Raw genomic sequence first — 17,761 nt, forward strand, 5'->3', positions numbered from 1 at the left:
TAATAATCTAAATAATATACTAAATCAGTCTATGAACTTAATCTAGTCTTTAATCTATCCAACGCTAGGTCTAAGACCTTTGGTTTCGCACAAAGGCTAATTCGAACATATTGCTCGCCAGCGGAACCAAATATGCCGCCAGGCGTAATAAAGACCTGCGCGTTATACAGAACCTCATCACTTAATGCATAAGAATCCTTGACAGTAGATGGGATTTTCGCCCAAACAAATAGACCTACCTGGTTCTTGTCGTATTGACAACCTAGATAATCCATAATTTGATAAACTTTTTCACGACGTTGCTTATAGCTGTCGTTCAGTTGAGTATACCAAGATTTATCCAATTGCAGTGCTTTCGCTGCTGCTAGCTGTGCAGGCAAGAACATACCCGAATCCATATTGCTTTTAAAGCGTAATATCTCGTCTATACGCGCTTGATTTGCGATAAGCATACCAATACGCCATCCAGCCATATTAGATGACTTGCTCAATGAATTAAGCTCAATAGCAACATCTAATGCGCCTTCGACAGATAGAATACTTAGTGGATGATCATTTAAGATAAAACTGTAAGGGTTATCGTGGCAAATCAAAATGTTATGCTTTCTGCCAAATTCGATTACTCGTTCAAAAAATTCTATTGTTGCAAGCGCTCCCGTCGGCATATGTGGGTAATTGATCCACATTAACTTCACCTTAGAAAGGTCTCCTTTTTCGAGTGCATCAAGGTCTGGAATCCAGTTGTTCTCTGCTTTTAATTCATAAGGAATAAGCTCAGCACCTGAAATTTGAACAGCGCTAGCGTAGGCAGGATAGCCGGGATTCGGAATTAACGCTTGGTCACCTTCTTGTAAGTAAGTCATGCAGATATGTACAATACCTTCTTTGGATCCCATTAGCGGTAGGATTTCCGTATTTGGATTTAGTGAAACGCGATAATATCGATCGTACCAATCTGCCATGGCTTGTCGTAGTGCTGGAGCACCTTTATAACTTTGATAACCATGCGTGTTGGACAATGCTGCCTGCTCTTGTAATACTTGGATTACTTCAGGATGTGGCGGCAAATCAGGACTGCCGATACCCAGGCTTATTACCTGTGCACCGTTCTTGTTCATCTCGTCGATCTCTCTCAGCTTTTTCGAAAAGTAATACTCTCCGGTGTGCTGTAGACGTTTCGCAACTTCTATTTCCATTTTTACGCTAATTTGGCGTTAAAATTAGGAAATCTTACGGTCAATAAATCATTTCTATCAAATAATTACAGGATTTTTAATCGAATTATTTCAATTTGTTATTTATTCTAATGCATCCATTCCTCTGGAGGCAATTTCCACATCATACCAACCAAAAATAATGTTACTGTTGCTTTCTTGTTAATTTAAATTGAAGGAAATGTTTGGATAGTAATAATAGTGTTAAAAAACTAAAAACATTTAATCATATATTACAAATAGCGATAATATATTGTGTATAAATTATATTTTTGGTTAAAATTAAAAATAATACTTTAAAAATTAATTCAAGACTATGAAAGCTACAGAATTGTCTGGAGTCAAAGAAATTGCCCGTAGGGCCAATGTTTCCATCGCTACGGTAGATCGAGTATTGCATAATAGGGTAGGAGTTGCATTAAAGACGAAGGAAAAGATCGAGTCGATAATCAAGGATATGGACTATAAACCGAATATCCTTGCCAAGCGACTAGCATCTAAACGAGTGCATCGATTTGCTGTACTCATCCCGCGTGAATGTTTAGAAACTGATTATTGGCGCGCACCACTCATGGGTATTCAGGCGGCGCTAAATGAACTCGGTGATTTTGGTGTAGAAATTACCTACTATTTATTTGATCGTCACGATAGCAAGCACTTCCTTGAGATGTCAGAGTATATACTTGCAAAATCTTTAGATGCTGTAATTGTTGCGCCCATTTTTGTTTCGGAAGCTAATGAATTTATTAAGCGATGCGATGAACGCAGGATCAAGTATCTATTTATTAACAGCGACGTGCCTTGTTCTCAACCGTTAAGCTTTATTGGTCCGGATCAGTGGCAAACCGGACGTTTGGCAGCAAACTTATGCCAATACATCATTAGACGGGAAGACGTTATCTTGACTCTTTTTATTCAGAATGAATTCAGTAGTACAGATCATATCAAAAATAGAATCGACGGTTTTGAGAGCTTTTTTAAAGAACATGATGCTAATCGCGAAATAGTAAAACATGAAATCCAAGCACATGACTACGCGACTTTCTCTGAAAGTTTCTCCACTTTCTTAGATTTTAACGATATCGATGTGATCTTTATTCCTAATACTTATGCTTATTGGGTCGCAAGATACTTAGAAGAAAAAGGGATACTTAATTTGAAGATTATCGGATATGATTATACCAGTAAGAATCTTGACTATGTTAAAAATGGAGGTATTGATTTTCTCATTTGTCAAAAGCCATTAGAACTAGGTTACAAAGCGTTAACAACGCTGTTTGAACATTTCATCGCAAAACGTCCCATTTCACGAGTGCAATATACGCCAATCGATATTGTGACAATGGAAAACTTTAGACTCTATAAACATTAATTAATTGTTTTCTATAAAATGAACATATGTAGGCTAACTGCTTAATATTCAATGTTATTGTCTTGTTGCAAGTTTATGTCCTCTGCCTGGTATATCCACTCGGATTTTGACATAAGTTTGCAACAATTTTATTCGATCGCTACCTAAGAACATCGAAGGTTACAAAATTTCTTACATTTGTAGTCTTAGTAATATGCATGAAGACCTACTTTAGATTAATTTCATTCGCTAAGCCTATTGAGAAATATGCAATTCCATACCTGATTTGTACGGTTATCATGGTTGTATTTGGAACACTCAATTTCGCTCTACTAGCACCTTTACTCCATACTTTATTTAACGCGCAAGATGCTGTTGTCGAAGTAGTTGATAAGCCTACGGGAGCATTCGATTTAATGGGGTATTTTAACTATTACGCCTATGATCTTAATAATAGATTAGGACCGTATGCGGCGTTAAAATATATCTGTATTATCATCGTTGTCTCGGTATTCATATCCAATTTATTTCGATACTTATCGCAGCGGGTGATGGAAAACCTTAGAATTCACACCTTATTAAATTTACGTAAGTCAGTTTTCAATAATGTTATGAATCTCCACTTGGGTTACTTTTCCAACCAAAGAAAGGGAGATATCATCTCCAAAATTGCTTCTGATGTACAAGTGGTGCAGTTTTCAGTTACCGGTACTTTGCAGGTTGCATTTAAGGAGCCTCTACAATTAATAGCGTACGTTGTTATGCTATTTATCATCTCGGCGAAATTGACACTATTCTCGATGTTAGTGATTCCAGTCTCCGCTTTTTTTATTTCCCGTATTGTTAAAACGTTAAAGTCACAAGCCCAAGAAGGACAAAAGACTTATGCAAATATGATAACCTATTTGGAGGAAGCGCTGAGTGGGGTTAAGATTATTAAATCCTTTAATGCCGTAGAATACGTAAAGGCAAAATTCAATGGCGAAAACGACCAATATGCTACGATTATGCGAAGGATGGTCCGTCGTCAACAAATGGGATCGCCTGTTTCGGAATTATTAGGGGTTGTCATGGTTGCTATTATTCTACTTTATGGTGGACATTTGGTGTTAACAGGTAATGGCGATCTATCAGCGTCTGAATTTATCGCTTACATCGCTATATTCTCGCAAGTAATGCGTCCCGCGAAAGCATTGACTGATGCATTCAGTAATATTCACAACGGGATTGCAGCAGGTGAACGCGTCTTGCAACTTATTGATGAAAAGAATTTAGTAGAAGATAAGCCAAATGCTATTGTTGTAGGATCGTTTAATGATAAAATACAATTCAATCAGGTTTCATTTTCTTACGAAGAGAAGGAAGTGTTACATGATGTCAATTTGACGATTAATAAAGGAGAAACAATTGCACTCGTTGGTCCATCAGGAGGAGGGAAATCAACCTTAGTTGATTTAATACCTCGTTTTATGGATGTCAGTTCCGGAAGTATCACGATGGATGGAACCGATTTACGCGATTTGAATCAACAATCATTGAGACAATTAATAGGCGTTGTAAATCAAGAATCGATATTATTCAACGATACGATTTTTAATAATATCGCTTTTGCTAATACAAGTGCGACGGAAGAAGAGGTTATTCAGGCAGCAAAGATTGCCAATGCTCATGAGTTTATCTTAGGAACCGAAGCGGGTTATCAAACGAATATCGGAGACCGGGGTTCAAAGCTTTCTGGAGGGCAGAGACAACGTATTTGTATCGCGCGGGCGGTTCTAAAGAATCCGCCGATTATGCTCTTAGACGAAGCGACATCGGCATTAGACACCGAGTCAGAGCGTCTAGTACAAGATTCGCTCTATAAATTGATGGAAAACAGAACAACAGTTGTGATTGCCCATCGTTTGAGTACGATTCAAAACGCCGATAAGATATTTGTTTTAGAGGGAGGTAGAATTGCTGAAACAGGTTCCCATTTAGGGCTTATTGCGCAGAATGGATTGTATAAGCGATTGATTGATATGCAGCAATTTACTGAGTCATAAGGGGTTAAGTTAATCGCTTTTTAGGGCAGGTTTTGCTACATTTGTATAGTAAAGAGTGCGAAATGGAATCAACACAAAAGCTATCGTTTTTATTGAACGATAAAAATTTATCAGAAGAACTAAAAAGTATTGCGCAGAAAGTTCTAAATGACCAGCGTATTACTTTTGACGAAGGAGTCTATCTTTACGAACATGCGGAATTAGGATACCTTGGCGTATTAGCGAATTATATTCGTGAGAAAAAGCATGGCGACATCACTTATTTCAACCGTAATTTTCATATCGAACCTACGAATGTCTGTGTCTATGACTGTAAGTTTTGTTCTTATTCAAGATTGATAAAAAACAGAACCGATGGTTGGGAGATGGATGTCGATGGAATGATGGATATTATACGTAAGTACGACAATGAGCCTGTTACTGAAGTTCACATTACGGGAGGTGTTGTACCAAAGCAAAATTTAGAGTTCTATGCTGAATTCTTTAAACGCTGTAAAGAACATCGTCCTGAATTACATATCAAGGGTTTAACGCCTGTTGAATATTATTATATCTTCAAGAAAGCCAAGCTGAGTCATTACGAGGGCATGAAATATCTTCAATCTTGCGGATTAGACTCGATGCCGGGCGGTGGAGCAGAAATATTCCACCCAGAAATTCGTGAGAAAATTGCACATGATAAGTGTACTGCGGATCAATGGTTGGATATTCATGAGCAAGCTCACAAGTTAGGAATGCACACCAATGCAACCATGCTCTATGGACATATTGAAGAGTATTGGCACCGCGTCGATCATATGGAACGTCTACGTACATTGCAAGATAAAACGGGCGGCTTCCAAACATTTATCCCATTAAAATTCAGAAATAAAGATAACCAAATGGACAATGTGCCAGAGGTATCGGTAATCGAAGACTTACGTAATTATGCGATTGCACGTATTTACTTAGATAATTTCCCACATATTAAAGCATATTGGGCGATGATTTCGAGAAATACAGCACAGTTGTCTTTAGCGTTTGGTGTTGATGATATCGATGGTACGTTAGATGATACAACTAAAATCTACAGTATGGCTGGCGCAGAAGAACAAAATCCTGCCATGTCTACGAAAGAATTAGTGGATTTGATCAAACATGTAGGTCGCCATCCAATAGAAAGGGATACATTATACAATGTAGTAACGGACTATAATGAAGTTGAATTTGAAGAGGAAAATCCTAAAAAGCAGTATTATTCCTTACCAGTAGTGAATTAAGAGAAAGGGTAGGATTGAAAAAGACTATATATTTCATACGACACGGACAAACAGATTTAAATTTAAGAGGTATAGTGCAGGGCAGAGGGGTGAACTCACCCTTGAATACCAACGGTATACAGCAAGCACAAGCCTTTTTTGAAGCTTATAAAGCTGTTGCCTTTGATAAAATATACGCTTCTACATTGCTCAGAACCCATCAAACTGTCGCTCCTTTTTTAGCGCAGGGCTTAGAGATGGTAGAACTAGAAGGCTTGGATGAGATTTCTTGGGGAATTTATGAAGGACAGGAGCAAACCGAAGAGATCCTTAAAGGTTTTGAACAAGTCGTAGGATCCTGGAGAAACAATGATTTAGATTTAGCCATACCCAATGGCGAATCACCCAATACACTCGTTCGTCGTCAGAAAGAAGCGATTGCGCATATCGTCTCGCAAGAAAATGAAGAAACAGTTTTAGTATGTATGCACGGTCGTGCTCTCCGTATTATGCTTTGTCATTTAACGGAAGTTCCGGTATGCAAGATGGATGACTTTCCGCATACTAACACTGCGCTATATGTTCTTGATTATGAGGATGATAAATTTACTATTGTAGACTACTACAACACAAAACATTTAGAAAATTTATTGAATGAAAAAGATTAGAGTATCTGCAGTCTCTTATACCAATACATTACCATTTTTGCAAGGTATTAAGAACTCAGATGTGATAAACGATATTGACCTTTCTGTGGATTACCCAAGTGAATGTGCTCGCAAAGTCATGGAAGATGAGGCCGATATGGGGATTATTCCCGTTGCTGCTTTAGCAAAAATGCCAACTTACCATATCATTGGTGATTATTGTATCGGAACTAAGAACTACGTAGATTCTGTTTTTATATTTTCATCTAAACCAATCGAACAAATACAATCCCTATTACTCGACAAGCAGTCAAAAACGTCAAATGGCTTAGCCCGTATCTTACTTAAACGATATTGGAAGCGTAACGATGTTGAAATACTAACAGAGGGAGAAGCAGATGCCTATGTATTGATTGGAGACCGTACTTTTGGAAAAAAAGAAGACGTACCATACGTTTACGATTTAGGTCATTACTGGCATGAGCTAACAGGCTTGCCATTTGCATTCGCTGTATGGGTATCTAATAAACCTTTACCAGATGCGTTTAATCAGAAATTCAATCAAGCGCTAGCGGAAGGCGTTTCTCGACCTGACGATGTGATACCGGGCTTACCCGTATTCCCAAACTTCGACTATCATGTTTACCTAAATGAAAATCTTGATTTTAATCTAGATACCGATAAAAGAAAAGCATTAAAGCAGTATTTGGAGTGGTATGTGGAGGATGGATTGGGTAGTATCTAGTAGTTAGTAGATAGTATTTAGTAGGGAGTATTTAGTAGGAAGTAGTGAGTAGGGAGACCGATAATTCTACCCTTATTAATTCAAATAGAATTCCAATTAAAGCTCACTGACAAACGATATTAAGATAGGAATATATCAAAAAAGGCTTCATTAAAATGAAGCCTTTTTTGATTAAAACACGCTTTGAACCTTCTCTAAGTTCAGTTCTCAACGCTTATATCGGAAAGTAATTCTTTATACTAAATACTAAATTCTAACTACTAATTACTAATTACTAACTACTAAATACTAACTACTAAATACTACTCAAGAGTATCATTACCCAACCGATAATCATTAAAAGTCCACCGATTGGAGTAATCGGGCCTAAGAATCTAAGATTTACTTTCCAAACATCTTTGAAGCTTAGAAAATAGATACTTCCCGAAAATAGTAAGCAACCAGATAGTAATCCGTAGACAGCCCAATTATCGGAACTGCTTTGGAAATCCATATTGTATCCGACGATTAATAGCGTTATTGCAGCATACATTTGATAGCGAACACCGACTTCAAATGAACTCAATCGTTCTTCTGAGAGGAACTTCTTAAATGCATGCGCGCCAAAAGCGCCTAATATAATAGCGAGAATACCTAGTATTGCGCCGGAGACTAAAGCTAGTTGATTCATTATTTATTAGCCTTTTTAACTTGTTCTAAGATTTCCGATTCTGTTGCAAGACCCGTATTGTCCCAAAACAATTTCCCGTCTTTGTATAGCTTTATTTGAGGGATTGCCGAAATCTTCAAGCTCTTCGTTAACTGCTTGTTTTCGTCGGCATCAATCCGAACAAGTTTGACTTTATCGCCATGCTTTTTTTCAATGCTTAATAAAACTGGTTTTAATTGTTGACACGGACCACACCATACAGCAGAAAAGTTAACTAACACCACTTTAGAGGAATTAATTGCTTTTTCATAATCCGTAGTTGACATCCCTGCCTTAGAATTACCCTTTTCGGTTTTAATCTCAGTTTTTTCAGCTTTGCGCCAGTCCATCATACCGCCAGAGTAATCATAGACGGTATATCCTTCCTTGGTTAAGAAATCTGAAGCCTGTTTACTGCGGCCACCACCCAAACAATAGATATAAACGGGTTGATCTTTTTTCAGATTCGCTAATTGTTCTTTAAAATTAGCTTGGTCTTTCCAGTCGACATTCACCGAATTTGGAATGTGACCTTCAGCGTACTCTTGCGGCGTGCGTACATCCCATAATTGCGTCTCGGGTTTTGCAATTACCTTTTCCATCTGTTCAGCACTGATCTTCGTCTGCGCAAATCCAAATTGAATCGATGCTACTAAGCCTACAATGAATAACGTTTTTCTCATGATTTATCTCCTTTTTGGATAATACTATCCTTTTCTCAAATACTTGGTGAGGATAACAATCGTCTGCCCCTCAACTTTACCTTCAATCTGATCGGTATTGTCGGCCACTAAACGAATGTTCTTAACTACCGTTCCTAATTTCGCAGAAATAGTAGACCCCTTAACATCTAAAGTCTTAATCAAAACTACGGTATCGCCTTCAAATAAACGTGTTCCATTGGAATCTTGATGAAATTCAACACTAGCTTCCGCTTCATGATCGCCAGTTTTCATCGCCCAATTAATCGCGTCATCATCCAGATAAAGAATATCAAGATTATTTGCTGCCCAGGCTTCATTACGTAAGCGACTAAGCATTCGCCAAGCGACAACTTGAACCGGTAAATAAGGAGACCACATGGTATCGCCTAACACTTTCCAATGTTCTGGATCGATCTGCTCTGTCTTTTCAATTTGACTCTTGCAAACAGAACAGACTAAAATACTGTTATCTTGATTAGGGATTTCAACAGGGGGAACTTCGTATACAGAAAGCTCCTGAGTAGAGTTACACAATTCACACTTGTTTTCACTTCTACTTTTTAATTCATCTAGTAACATAAAATTGGGTAATAAATTAATGTTTCAAAGATAAGCATTTTAAATGAGGCGTATGTATATTACATTCGTATAAGGAATTGCTTTGTGGCAAAGATTTTGTATAAGAAGAAAAACAAACTGTAAAATAAATTTAGACTTATGAAATGGCAAGGCGGCCGCAATAGCGGAAATGTAGAAGATCGTAGGGGAATGTCCGGAGGGCAGAAACTAACCCTAGGTGGTGTTGGCGGGGTAATCGTATTGATTATCGGATTTTTAATGGGGGGCGATCCTTCAGAATTATTAAATCAAGTTCAGCAGCAGGGCGGTGTTGCAACAGAACAGGGCGAGTTTCAATCGACTCCTGAGGAAGATAGGCTGGTAGAATTTGCAGGTGTTGTACTTACCAGTACGGAGGATGTATGGGGTGCCATATTTAGAGAGAATGGTAAATCATATCCAGTAACCAAATTATCAATTTATCGCGATGCACTAGAAACAGGAGGCTGCGGTGTTGGTCGCTCGGAGTTTGGGCCATTCTATTGTCCTGGAGATCAGAAAATTTACCTGGATTTAAGTTTCAATAAAGAGCTGAATACACGTTTCGGCGCTAAAGGTGAGTTTGCATTAGCATATGTTATTGCACATGAGGTAGGACACCATATTCAAAATATCTTCGGTGTTTTAAATCAGACAAATGCGATGCGTGCAAAAATGTCGGAAACAGAATACAACAAGATATCGGTGATGACTGAGCTACAGGCGGATTTTTACGCTGGCGTATGGGCGCATCATGCAACTAAACAGTCGGATGTCAAGTTAACGTATGATGATATCGTTGAAGGTATGAATGCTGCTGCTGCGGTTGGTGATGACCATATTCAAGAACAAGCAACTGGACAGTCGCATCCCGAATCATTTACGCACGGTACGTCTGAGCAACGCGCATACTGGTTTAAGAAAGGTTACGAAACAGGTGACGTGAATCAAGGAAATACATTTAAAGACCCTAGTTTGCAATAAGCTATTGCACCAAGAGGTTACATCCGCGAATATCCGAATTGTCAAATCGACCTAGGATTTCAAAGGATCCATCGCTATGGAACTTTCCTAAATCCTGCGTCGCAATAAACGAACAGGAGTGATAATTGGCTAAATCAATGACATTTATTGCTCCTGTTTTTTTATTATCCAAAAGCGTAAGTGGATCATTAGTATCGCGAATAAGAATCTTCATCCAATTTGGTGTATGAAACAATCCTTCTCCATACGAATAGCCTTGAGATAGTAATTCGGTCATTCCATATTCGGAATGAATACGAGGCACCCCAAATCCTGCTTTTAATACTTCATGCAGTTCATCCCGAATCATTTCCTTGCGTTTTCCCTTCATTCCACCCGTTTCCATAACGATAAGCTCGGGAAAATCAACCGAAAACTGCTCCACAAAATCTAAAAGTGCATAAGTCACGCCGAACAAAACGGTCTTTGTTCCTTTTTCCTTTAGCCTATTCAAGCGCTCAAATAAATCTTGATGGTTATATAAGAAGTAACCACTTTCCTCCATTACAGAATGTTTAATTAAATCATCAACCATGTAAATCAAGGATGAGCCAGTACGCTCCAAATAGGATGGAAGCAAAGCTACAATTGCGATGTCCTTAACAGGGCAGTAAAACTGTTCAAAAGCCAAACGGAAGCTACGCTCATACAAGCCGCTATCGGCAACCAAGTGCTTACTAGTAATCATACCAGTCGTACCAGAACTGCTAAAAACCACTTCTGCTGTCAAACCCCTGGTAATAATATCTTGAGTTTTGAAAAATTGGATCGGCATAAACGGAATCTTAGCATAATGATCAATCGAGGAAATTTCAATTCCTAAAATCTGAAGGTATTGCTGATAAATAGCCGTAGTTTCTGCCTGATGTTGAAAGACCGATATTGCACAGGCATTAAACTCGTCCTCCGATTGAATTTGAAAGATTTGATCAAATAATTCCATTGATGCAAATATAGAAGTTTAGAAAGTATTTAAGACCTAGAAAATAGTAGTTATGCCGAGGTCTGACTTTCTCTCGTCTGAGTAGCAAAAGAGCAAAGAAGCTTCAAGTTTTCAATCATATTTTTCGTTCATGAAAATGTCTTTTCAAACCGAATTTACGGAGCGATTTAGCGCTTAATCAAGTCCTTATTTCGAAATGGATTATCTTTGATGTCCAGCTTTTTAACTTTTATACTTTCTTTCAGTTGATCATCAAGGATTCTAGAATAATCGGGAGAAGCTTGCGTGGCGACGCTATAAAGAGATAAATGCCTTTTGATATCGGTAAAGCTTGCTGAATCGGCATGCACTTTAAATGCTTCTATACTTGGTTTGTATATGAGACGCGTAACTTGATCTGCGGCGGCGGCTGTCGCAATTGTTGCAGTACCCAATAATGCTTTTGCTGCAGCGTCGCTTAACGTGGGTTCGTCTGCAGGGTTATCATAGATTGGCCTGCCATTTTCATCCTTTCGAATATTCGGTCGATCGTCGTCAAACGAACTTTCTACTATTCCAATCCCTGTCTTAGCCATTCCCTCGTACAGCGCTATTTTCCGCTCGCGATCAAACTTCACTTTAATTTCTTTGATCGACGTTACGGGGATGTTTTTTGCGCCAGATTTGCCAATAACATCAATCGAATATTTGTTTACCTGTTGCAACAATCCTTTAATGGAGCCATTATCGGTTCTTACTGTTACTTGATATTCTTTAATGGATCGCTCAATGCCTGTTTGGGCACATAAGTTCAGCTTTATAAAAAGACAACTGAAGAATAAAAGATATCTAAAGTGGGTCATAAAGTTAATAATATTTCGTCGATGTAAAAATATGGATTTGTATTGTTTGTTTTTAAAGAAAGTTAAATTATAGCTAAACTTTCCAATAATTCGTGTCATCATGCGTCCTTGCGGTGTTTTGAGATACCGATTTTGAACCTATAAATACGCGATATATAAAAGCTGTATTTAGGAAAGAACAAGAACAATCTAAATTATTAAGTTCACTACACCGACTAATACATACTAACTACTACTTGCTAATTACAGTATTTCACACTATACGACCAATTCTAAGTACTAAATATTAGCTACTAGTTATTTTCTCCATACATGCTTCGAGACACAGCCGCTCGAGATTGGAAAAAATATGAACATTTTCGACGGAATTGTCAATAAAAAAGCCCCGAAATTCGGGGCTTCCATTATTATGTTTGTTCAATGCTTACAACATTCCGCCGTCAACAGGAATTACTTGTCCAGTTACATAAGCAGAAAGATCAGATGCTAAGAAAACACAAGCATTTGCTACATCTTCAGGTTCGCCAGCGCGTTTTAGAGGGATATTTGCTTCCCATCCTGCTACTACTTTCGGATCTAATACATCTGTCATTTCTGTACGGATAAATCCTGGTGCGATAACATTTGTACGGATGTTTCTAGAACCTAATTCTTTTGCTAAGGATTTTGAGAAACCGATGATACCTGCTTTTGAAGCCGCATAGTTTGCTTGACCGGCGTTGCCTTGAACACCAACTACCGAACTCATATTGATAATACTTCCTTTACGGTTTTTCATCATCACTTTCGAAGCAGCTTTAGAAACATTAAATACTGACTTCAAATTGATATTAATTACGTCATCCCAGTTCTCTTCAGTCATACGCATCAATAGGCCGTCTTTAGTAATGCCGGCATTATTAACAACGATGTCTAGGGTTCCGAAATCTGCGACAATATCATTTACTAATTTTTCAGCTTCATCAAATTTAGAGGCATCCGAACGGTAGCCTTTTACTTGTGTGCCAAAGGCTTGTAGCTCTTGTTCTAGCGCTTGTCCTTTCTCTACAGAAGATAAGTAAGTAAACGCAACGTTTGCACCATGTTGTGCAAAAACCTCTGCAATTTTTCTTCCTATTCCTTTCGATGCACCTGTCACTAAGGCTGTTTTTCCGGCTAACAATTTCATATGTATTTCTAATTAAATGCTTGTTAAATGAACCACAAAAGTGGAAAATAAACTGCATAATACAAAAAATGTTGTTGAATAGGAAGATGAAGATTTATTTTTTTGAGCCAGAAACCTGTATTTCTTTAATCAGAGCGGGGAAATTTTGATAAAATCACAAATATCTGATATGTTTCTGACAAAATTATTCGCTTATATATAAAGCGAATATTAATTTTGTAACTCATTTAAAAATCAAATGGGTAAGAAAACTAAGAAAACGGAAGTAGACGTCGTTTTGATTGGTGCTGGTATCATGAGTGCTACTCTAGGCACATTAATAAACGAGTTGAGTCCGGATATTAATATTGAGATTTTAGAACGTCTTGATGTTGTGGCGGCAGAGAGCTCCGACGCATGGAATAACGCCGGAACGGGTCACTCGGCGCTTTGTGAGTTAAACTATACTCCAGAGCAAGCTGATGGTTCTGTTAAGATTGATAAGGCAATTAGCATTGCTGAACAATATGAGGTATCCAAGCAGTTTTGGTCTTACTTAGTTGAAAAAGGAATTATTAAGAATCCAAGTCATTTTATTCGTCAAGTGCCTCATATGTCGGCTGTATTTGGTGAAAAAGATGTTCGTTTCTTGAAAACAAGATTTGAAACGCTAACGCAGCAAAATCTGTTTAAGGGAATGGAGTATACGGAGGATAAACAACAATTGCAAGATTGGGTTCCTTTGATGATGGAAGGTAGAGATGCTAGCGAACAGGTTGCGGCGACAAAGATGGACATCGGTACAGATGTAAACTTTGGTGCTTTAACTAGAGATCTAGTTTCTTATTTAGATGGAAAAGATAACATTAAGCTTTCCTTAAATCAGGAAGTAAAAGATATTGATCGGGAGGATGATGGACGTTGGGAAATCGAAGTTAAGGATTTAGCGACAGGTGAGAAACGTGAAATCTTAGCGAAATTTGTATTTATCGGTGCGGGTGGTCACTCTCTATTACTTCTAGAGCGTTCAGGTATTCCTGAGGCAAAGGGTTATGGTGGATTCCCTGTTGGTGGCCAATGGCTACGTTGTACAAACGAGGATATTATCAACGCGCATCATGCAAAGGTTTATGGTAAGGCGTCGGTTGGAGCTCCTCCAATGTCGGTTCCTCACTTAGATACGCGTTACATCGACGGAAAGCAAGCGCTATTATTCGGACCATATGCAGGTTTTTCAACAAAATTCTTGAAAAAAGGATCGTATTTTGATTTACCAGCTTCGATTAAATTATCAAATATTCGTCCGATGTTATCTGCAGGTCTTGATAACCTACCATTGACGAAATATCTAATTACTGAGGTGATGAAAAAACCTCAAGATAAATTGGATGCTTTGAAACAATTTATGCCTACAGCGAAAATGGAAGATTGGCAAATTGAAAAAGCAGGACAACGTGTGCAGGTAATTAAGAAAGATCCTAAGCATGGTGGTATCCTTGAATTCGGAACTGAAGTTGTTTCTAGTGCTGATGGTTCTATTGCCGCATTATTAGGGGCTTCTCCAGGTGCGTCGACTTCGGTTGCTATTATGATCAACTTGTTGAAAAGATGTTTCCCTGATCGCGCAAAATCAGATCCATATCGTAAGAAATTACGCGAGATGATCCCGACTTGGGGTAAGAAGTTAAACGATGATGCGGACTTATGTCAAGCGACACGCGAACGTACGCACCGTTTATTGAATTTAGATAAATAGATTTTATTAAACTTATGGGGTGCTTGTTTCGAATATCGAAATCGGCTGAGATTATACCCAATACCTTAAATGGTACAACCTGATCCAGGTAATGCTGGCGTAGGGAGAAAGGATCTTGTTATTATATAACATCCATAAGTTTTGTTTTAGGACATAATTTATGGATGTTTTTTTTATGGATTTTTGGAAAGCTTTGCTGGAAACGACAGCATTAGAACGATTTTCAGTGATTTGCAGCATTATCCAAGTTTTACTCTCTCGGAATAATAAGGTTTCAAACTATTTCTTTGGTATTTTTGGCATATTGACAGGTATGTACGTGTTGTTAGGAGCAAAACTATATGCTGAGATCGCATTGAATATGTATTATTTGCTGATGAGTGTTTACGGTTGGTGGTATTGGATGGCAAACAAAAAAGCGCGTGAACAACCTATTAGTTTTTGCCAGCGAAAAGACTGGGTCGTTGTAGGTTCTATTGTCGGTGTCGGTTTTTTCGTGCTTTATTCTGTTTTATACTTTTTTACGGATTCAGATGTACCGATTTGGGATGCTTGGGTTTCTGCAACCGCATGGGCGGGAATGTGGCTCTTAGCAAAGCGGAAAATTGAAAATTGGATTCTTTTGAATATCAGTAATGCTTTTGCGATACCTCTATTAATTCATAAGGATTTGTATTTATTTGCGGCCCTTACCTGCTTTTTATTTATTGTTGCTATTTTCGGATTTTTGAAATGGCAATCCATTATGCGAAATCAAAAACAAATTGAGTATGCTTAGTTCTGAACAAATTTTAACGATTAAAGAGGCGCAATCGGAAGCGATACATAAAAAGTCCTTAACTGCCAATCAGTTAAAACTAGCATATGATAATAACTGGTTCAACCTTTGGGTACCTAAGGAGTACGGCGGTAAGGAAGCAAAATTGGGAGATGGGTTGGCATTATTAGAGGCATTAGCTTACGAGGACGGCGGGTTTGCTTGGACCGTTACGCTTTGTTCTGGGGCGAATATGTTTGCCGGCTTTTTGGAGCCTGGGCTTGCACAGGAACTCTTTAATAAGAAAGATATATGTTGGGGTGGAAGCGGTCGAGCGTCTGGAACGGCAAATTGGGACGGTGAGCATTATGTACTACGTGGCGAGTGGCAGTACGCTACTGGAGCTCCTCATCTTACGCATTTTACTTTAAATGCTCGCTTATTTGAACATGGGCAAGCAGTATATGATAAAAATGGAGAACCAAAAGTGTCGTCGTTCTTTGTACCGCGAGATCAGGTCTTAGTTCATTATGATTGGACTTCCTTTGGATTAGAGTGTACAGCGAGTCATAGTTTCTCTCTACAAGATGTTGGCGTACCGAAAAGCCATGCTTTCTCACTGGGTCCACAAGCAAAGACTTCACAGTCGCCTCTATTTGAACTTCCATTTATGCCATTCGCAGAATTAACACTAGTAGTTAATTATATAGGTATGTTTCGTCGTTTTCTGGATTTAGTGGAGCGCTATTTTTTTGAAAAGGCAAAAGATACAGAATGGGCAAAGCAATACAGCAAAGATAGATTTAAGCTACTTGATGGCTTCCAAGTTGATTTTGAGCAACGTAGGGGGCATGTTTTTAAACTTGCGGAACAGATATGGTCAAATATATTATCTGATGCTGTAGAGGCAAATACGATGATTTATGAAGAATTATCTGTTGAAGCTCGTTCTTTTGTTGCCGATATGCGTCAACAAGTTGTTCAACTATTTCCATTGCTTGGTATTCTTGCTTCTCAAATGGAGAATGAACTAAATATCGTATTCCGAAACATCTTTACAGCAAGTCAGCACAGTTTATTGAATGGCAGATAATAGCAAGTTTGTCAGCGGTACATATTGCGAAGTCCGTATGAGATGATTTCTGAAAGCTATCTTAACAGTCGAATTGTCGATTCGTCTCATAGCCTATTTTTGAACCAGAAAGATTGAATATCAAGCGTTCTTCTTCATAGTCTCGCGGACTTGAGAAGATAAAGTCTGGTTGCCCATCATGGTCTAAATCACCAATGAATTTGAGCTCGGTTTGCGTATCATTGTATTGATCTTGAACAATTAAATTGCGAATAAATTGGTCACCCTCGTATAATTCTAATTTATAGGGAGCAACGCCGTTATTTTCGCGATCGTCGAATTGACGACCCGAGGCTTTAATTTGAAAATTTCGACCTCCGAAGGAAAACTTACTGACTTCCGTTGGGTTTAAGACTAAACGTTCAAGTTTTACACTATCTACTTTCCCATTTTTAATTTCATTCAGTTTAAAGAAGGCAAGTGTATATTCAGATGCAACAAGGGTTTCTGTAGGTAATCCTGAACAAGGGTCTTCGGCTTCATGTTCGATGTGATAAGGAATTCGACCAACGTGATACTGATTATCTTTCTTGTACAAAGCTACCCAAGTGCTGTCAATCTGCTTTTCTATAGATTCAAAAGATTCCCATATTCTGTATCTTGATGGAAGCAGGATATTGCCTTCCGACAGACTATCAATAGGTACTGCTGAAACCGTAGGTTTTTCCACTAAGGCCAAATTAACGGAAGTATCTGCTAATACTGTTGAATCATTTGTTTGTGTTGCGGGGGAATTAGCCATGTTACAAGCAGCACAGAACAATCCTGTACAAAGGATAAAGAAGCTAAATGTTTTCTTCATAGATGTGATCTATTTAGCTTAAAATTATGAAAAATTATTGATTCTATTGTGTTAAGGAGGTTTCCTTTAGGGAGAGGTTGTAATAAAGTATGGGTGGATTTTAATCCTCCTCAGAATTAAAATCATCACC

At 38.3% G+C, this 17,761-nt stretch carries 17 protein-coding genes; 9 read left to right on the forward strand and 8 right to left on the reverse strand.

Annotated features, from left to right (window positions below):
* Positions 1-29: 29 nt before the first annotated feature.
* Positions 30-1,196, reverse strand: coding sequence for a pyridoxal phosphate-dependent aminotransferase (locus tag GFH32_RS06740; RefSeq protein ID WP_153510474.1), 1,167 nt, complete (start codon positions 1,194-1,196; stop codon positions 30-32).
* A gap of 334 nt (positions 1,197-1,530) precedes the next feature.
* Between GFH32_RS06740 and GFH32_RS06745 the strand changes: the two genes are divergently transcribed.
* From GFH32_RS06745 to GFH32_RS06765, 5 genes are all read left to right on the forward strand, one after another.
* Positions 1,531-2,586: a LacI family DNA-binding transcriptional regulator gene (locus GFH32_RS06745; RefSeq protein WP_153510476.1), complete on the forward strand. Its 1,056-nt coding sequence runs from the start codon at positions 1,531-1,533 to the stop codon at positions 2,584-2,586.
* A gap of 197 nt (positions 2,587-2,783) precedes the next feature.
* Entirely contained in the window at positions 2,784-4,610 is a 1,827-nt protein-coding gene (locus tag GFH32_RS06750; RefSeq protein WP_153510478.1) for an ABC transporter ATP-binding protein, read from the forward strand.
* A 62-nt stretch (positions 4,611-4,672) separates the two neighbouring features.
* A complete protein-coding gene (gene mqnE / locus GFH32_RS06755; RefSeq protein WP_153510480.1) occupies positions 4,673-5,869 on the forward strand; it encodes an aminofutalosine synthase MqnE in 1,197 nt (398 codons plus the stop codon).
* Positions 5,870-5,883: 14 nt separating this feature from the next.
* On the forward strand, positions 5,884-6,516 hold the full coding sequence (locus GFH32_RS06760) for a histidine phosphatase family protein (RefSeq protein WP_153510482.1): 633 nt from the start codon (positions 5,884-5,886) through the stop codon (positions 6,514-6,516).
* Positions 6,503-7,240 (forward strand): menaquinone biosynthetic enzyme MqnA/MqnD family protein, encoded by a 738-nt coding sequence (locus GFH32_RS06765; RefSeq protein ID WP_153510484.1) that lies wholly within the window; start codon positions 6,503-6,505, stop codon positions 7,238-7,240. The genes GFH32_RS06760 and GFH32_RS06765 overlap by 14 nt, the downstream gene beginning before the upstream one ends.
* Before the next feature lie 295 nt (positions 7,241-7,535).
* Here GFH32_RS06765 and GFH32_RS06770 read toward each other — a convergent pair whose 3' ends face one another.
* From GFH32_RS06770 to GFH32_RS06780, 3 genes are read right to left on the reverse strand one after another with little or no spacing between them, the layout of a single operon-like run.
* Entirely contained in the window at positions 7,536-7,910 is a 375-nt protein-coding gene (locus GFH32_RS06770) for a DUF423 domain-containing protein (RefSeq protein ID WP_153510486.1), read from the reverse strand.
* A complete protein-coding gene (locus GFH32_RS06775) occupies positions 7,910-8,611 on the reverse strand; it encodes a thioredoxin domain-containing protein (RefSeq protein ID WP_153510488.1) in 702 nt (233 codons plus the stop codon). The genes GFH32_RS06770 and GFH32_RS06775 overlap by 1 nt, the downstream gene beginning before the upstream one ends.
* A gap of 24 nt (positions 8,612-8,635) precedes the next feature.
* Positions 8,636-9,211 carry a PhnA domain-containing protein gene (locus tag GFH32_RS06780; protein WP_153510490.1) on the reverse strand — a complete coding sequence of 192 codons (576 nt, stop codon included), beginning with the start codon at positions 9,209-9,211 and terminating at the stop codon, positions 8,636-8,638.
* A 138-nt stretch (positions 9,212-9,349) separates the two neighbouring features.
* Here GFH32_RS06780 and ypfJ point away from each other — a divergent pair, with 138 nt between their 5' ends.
* Complete coding sequence (gene ypfJ, locus GFH32_RS06785; protein WP_153510492.1) at positions 9,350-10,213, forward strand: KPN_02809 family neutral zinc metallopeptidase; 864 nt, start codon at positions 9,350-9,352, stop codon at positions 10,211-10,213.
* A 1-nt stretch (position 10,214) separates the two neighbouring features.
* Here ypfJ and GFH32_RS06790 read toward each other — a convergent pair whose 3' ends face one another.
* The 3 genes from GFH32_RS06790 to fabG all read right to left on the reverse strand — a co-directional run bounded on the left by GFH32_RS06790 (position 10,215) and on the right by fabG (position 13,205).
* Entirely contained in the window at positions 10,215-11,195 is a 981-nt protein-coding gene (locus GFH32_RS06790) for a LuxE/PaaK family acyltransferase (RefSeq protein ID WP_153510494.1), read from the reverse strand.
* Between the two features lie 167 nt (positions 11,196-11,362).
* Positions 11,363-12,037 carry a hypothetical protein gene (locus tag GFH32_RS06795; protein WP_153510496.1) on the reverse strand — a complete coding sequence of 225 codons (675 nt, stop codon included), beginning with the start codon at positions 12,035-12,037 and terminating at the stop codon, positions 11,363-11,365.
* Positions 12,038-12,461: 424 nt separating this feature from the next.
* On the reverse strand, positions 12,462-13,205 hold the full coding sequence (gene fabG / locus GFH32_RS06800) for a 3-oxoacyl-[acyl-carrier-protein] reductase (protein ID WP_153510498.1): 744 nt from the start codon (positions 13,203-13,205) through the stop codon (positions 12,462-12,464).
* A gap of 238 nt (positions 13,206-13,443) precedes the next feature.
* On the opposite strand from fabG, the gene GFH32_RS06805 reads away from it, so the two are divergent.
* The 3 genes from GFH32_RS06805 to GFH32_RS06815 all read left to right on the forward strand — a co-directional run bounded on the left by GFH32_RS06805 (position 13,444) and on the right by GFH32_RS06815 (position 16,790).
* Positions 13,444-14,940, forward strand: a complete 1,497-nt coding sequence (locus tag GFH32_RS06805) for a malate:quinone oxidoreductase (protein WP_153510500.1) — start codon at positions 13,444-13,446, stop codon at positions 14,938-14,940.
* Positions 14,941-15,115: 175 nt separating this feature from the next.
* The gene (pnuC, locus tag GFH32_RS06810; protein WP_153513022.1) at positions 15,116-15,718 is read left to right on the forward strand and encodes a nicotinamide riboside transporter PnuC; all 603 of its coding nucleotides are present in this window, start codon (positions 15,116-15,118) and stop codon (positions 15,716-15,718) included.
* Complete coding sequence (locus tag GFH32_RS06815; protein WP_153510503.1) at positions 15,711-16,790, forward strand: acyl-CoA dehydrogenase family protein; 1,080 nt, start codon at positions 15,711-15,713, stop codon at positions 16,788-16,790. Before pnuC ends, GFH32_RS06815 begins: the two co-directional genes overlap by 8 nt.
* Positions 16,791-16,851: 61 nt before the next feature.
* On the opposite strand, the gene GFH32_RS06820 is transcribed toward GFH32_RS06815, so the two are convergent.
* Entirely contained in the window at positions 16,852-17,631 is a 780-nt protein-coding gene (locus tag GFH32_RS06820) for a hypothetical protein (RefSeq protein ID WP_153510505.1), read from the reverse strand.
* Positions 17,632-17,761: the final 130 nt, after the last annotated feature.

It is taken from the genome of Sphingobacteruim zhuxiongii (assembly GCF_009557615.1).
Lineage (GTDB): Bacteria > Bacteroidota > Bacteroidia > Sphingobacteriales > Sphingobacteriaceae > Sphingobacterium > Sphingobacterium zhuxiongii.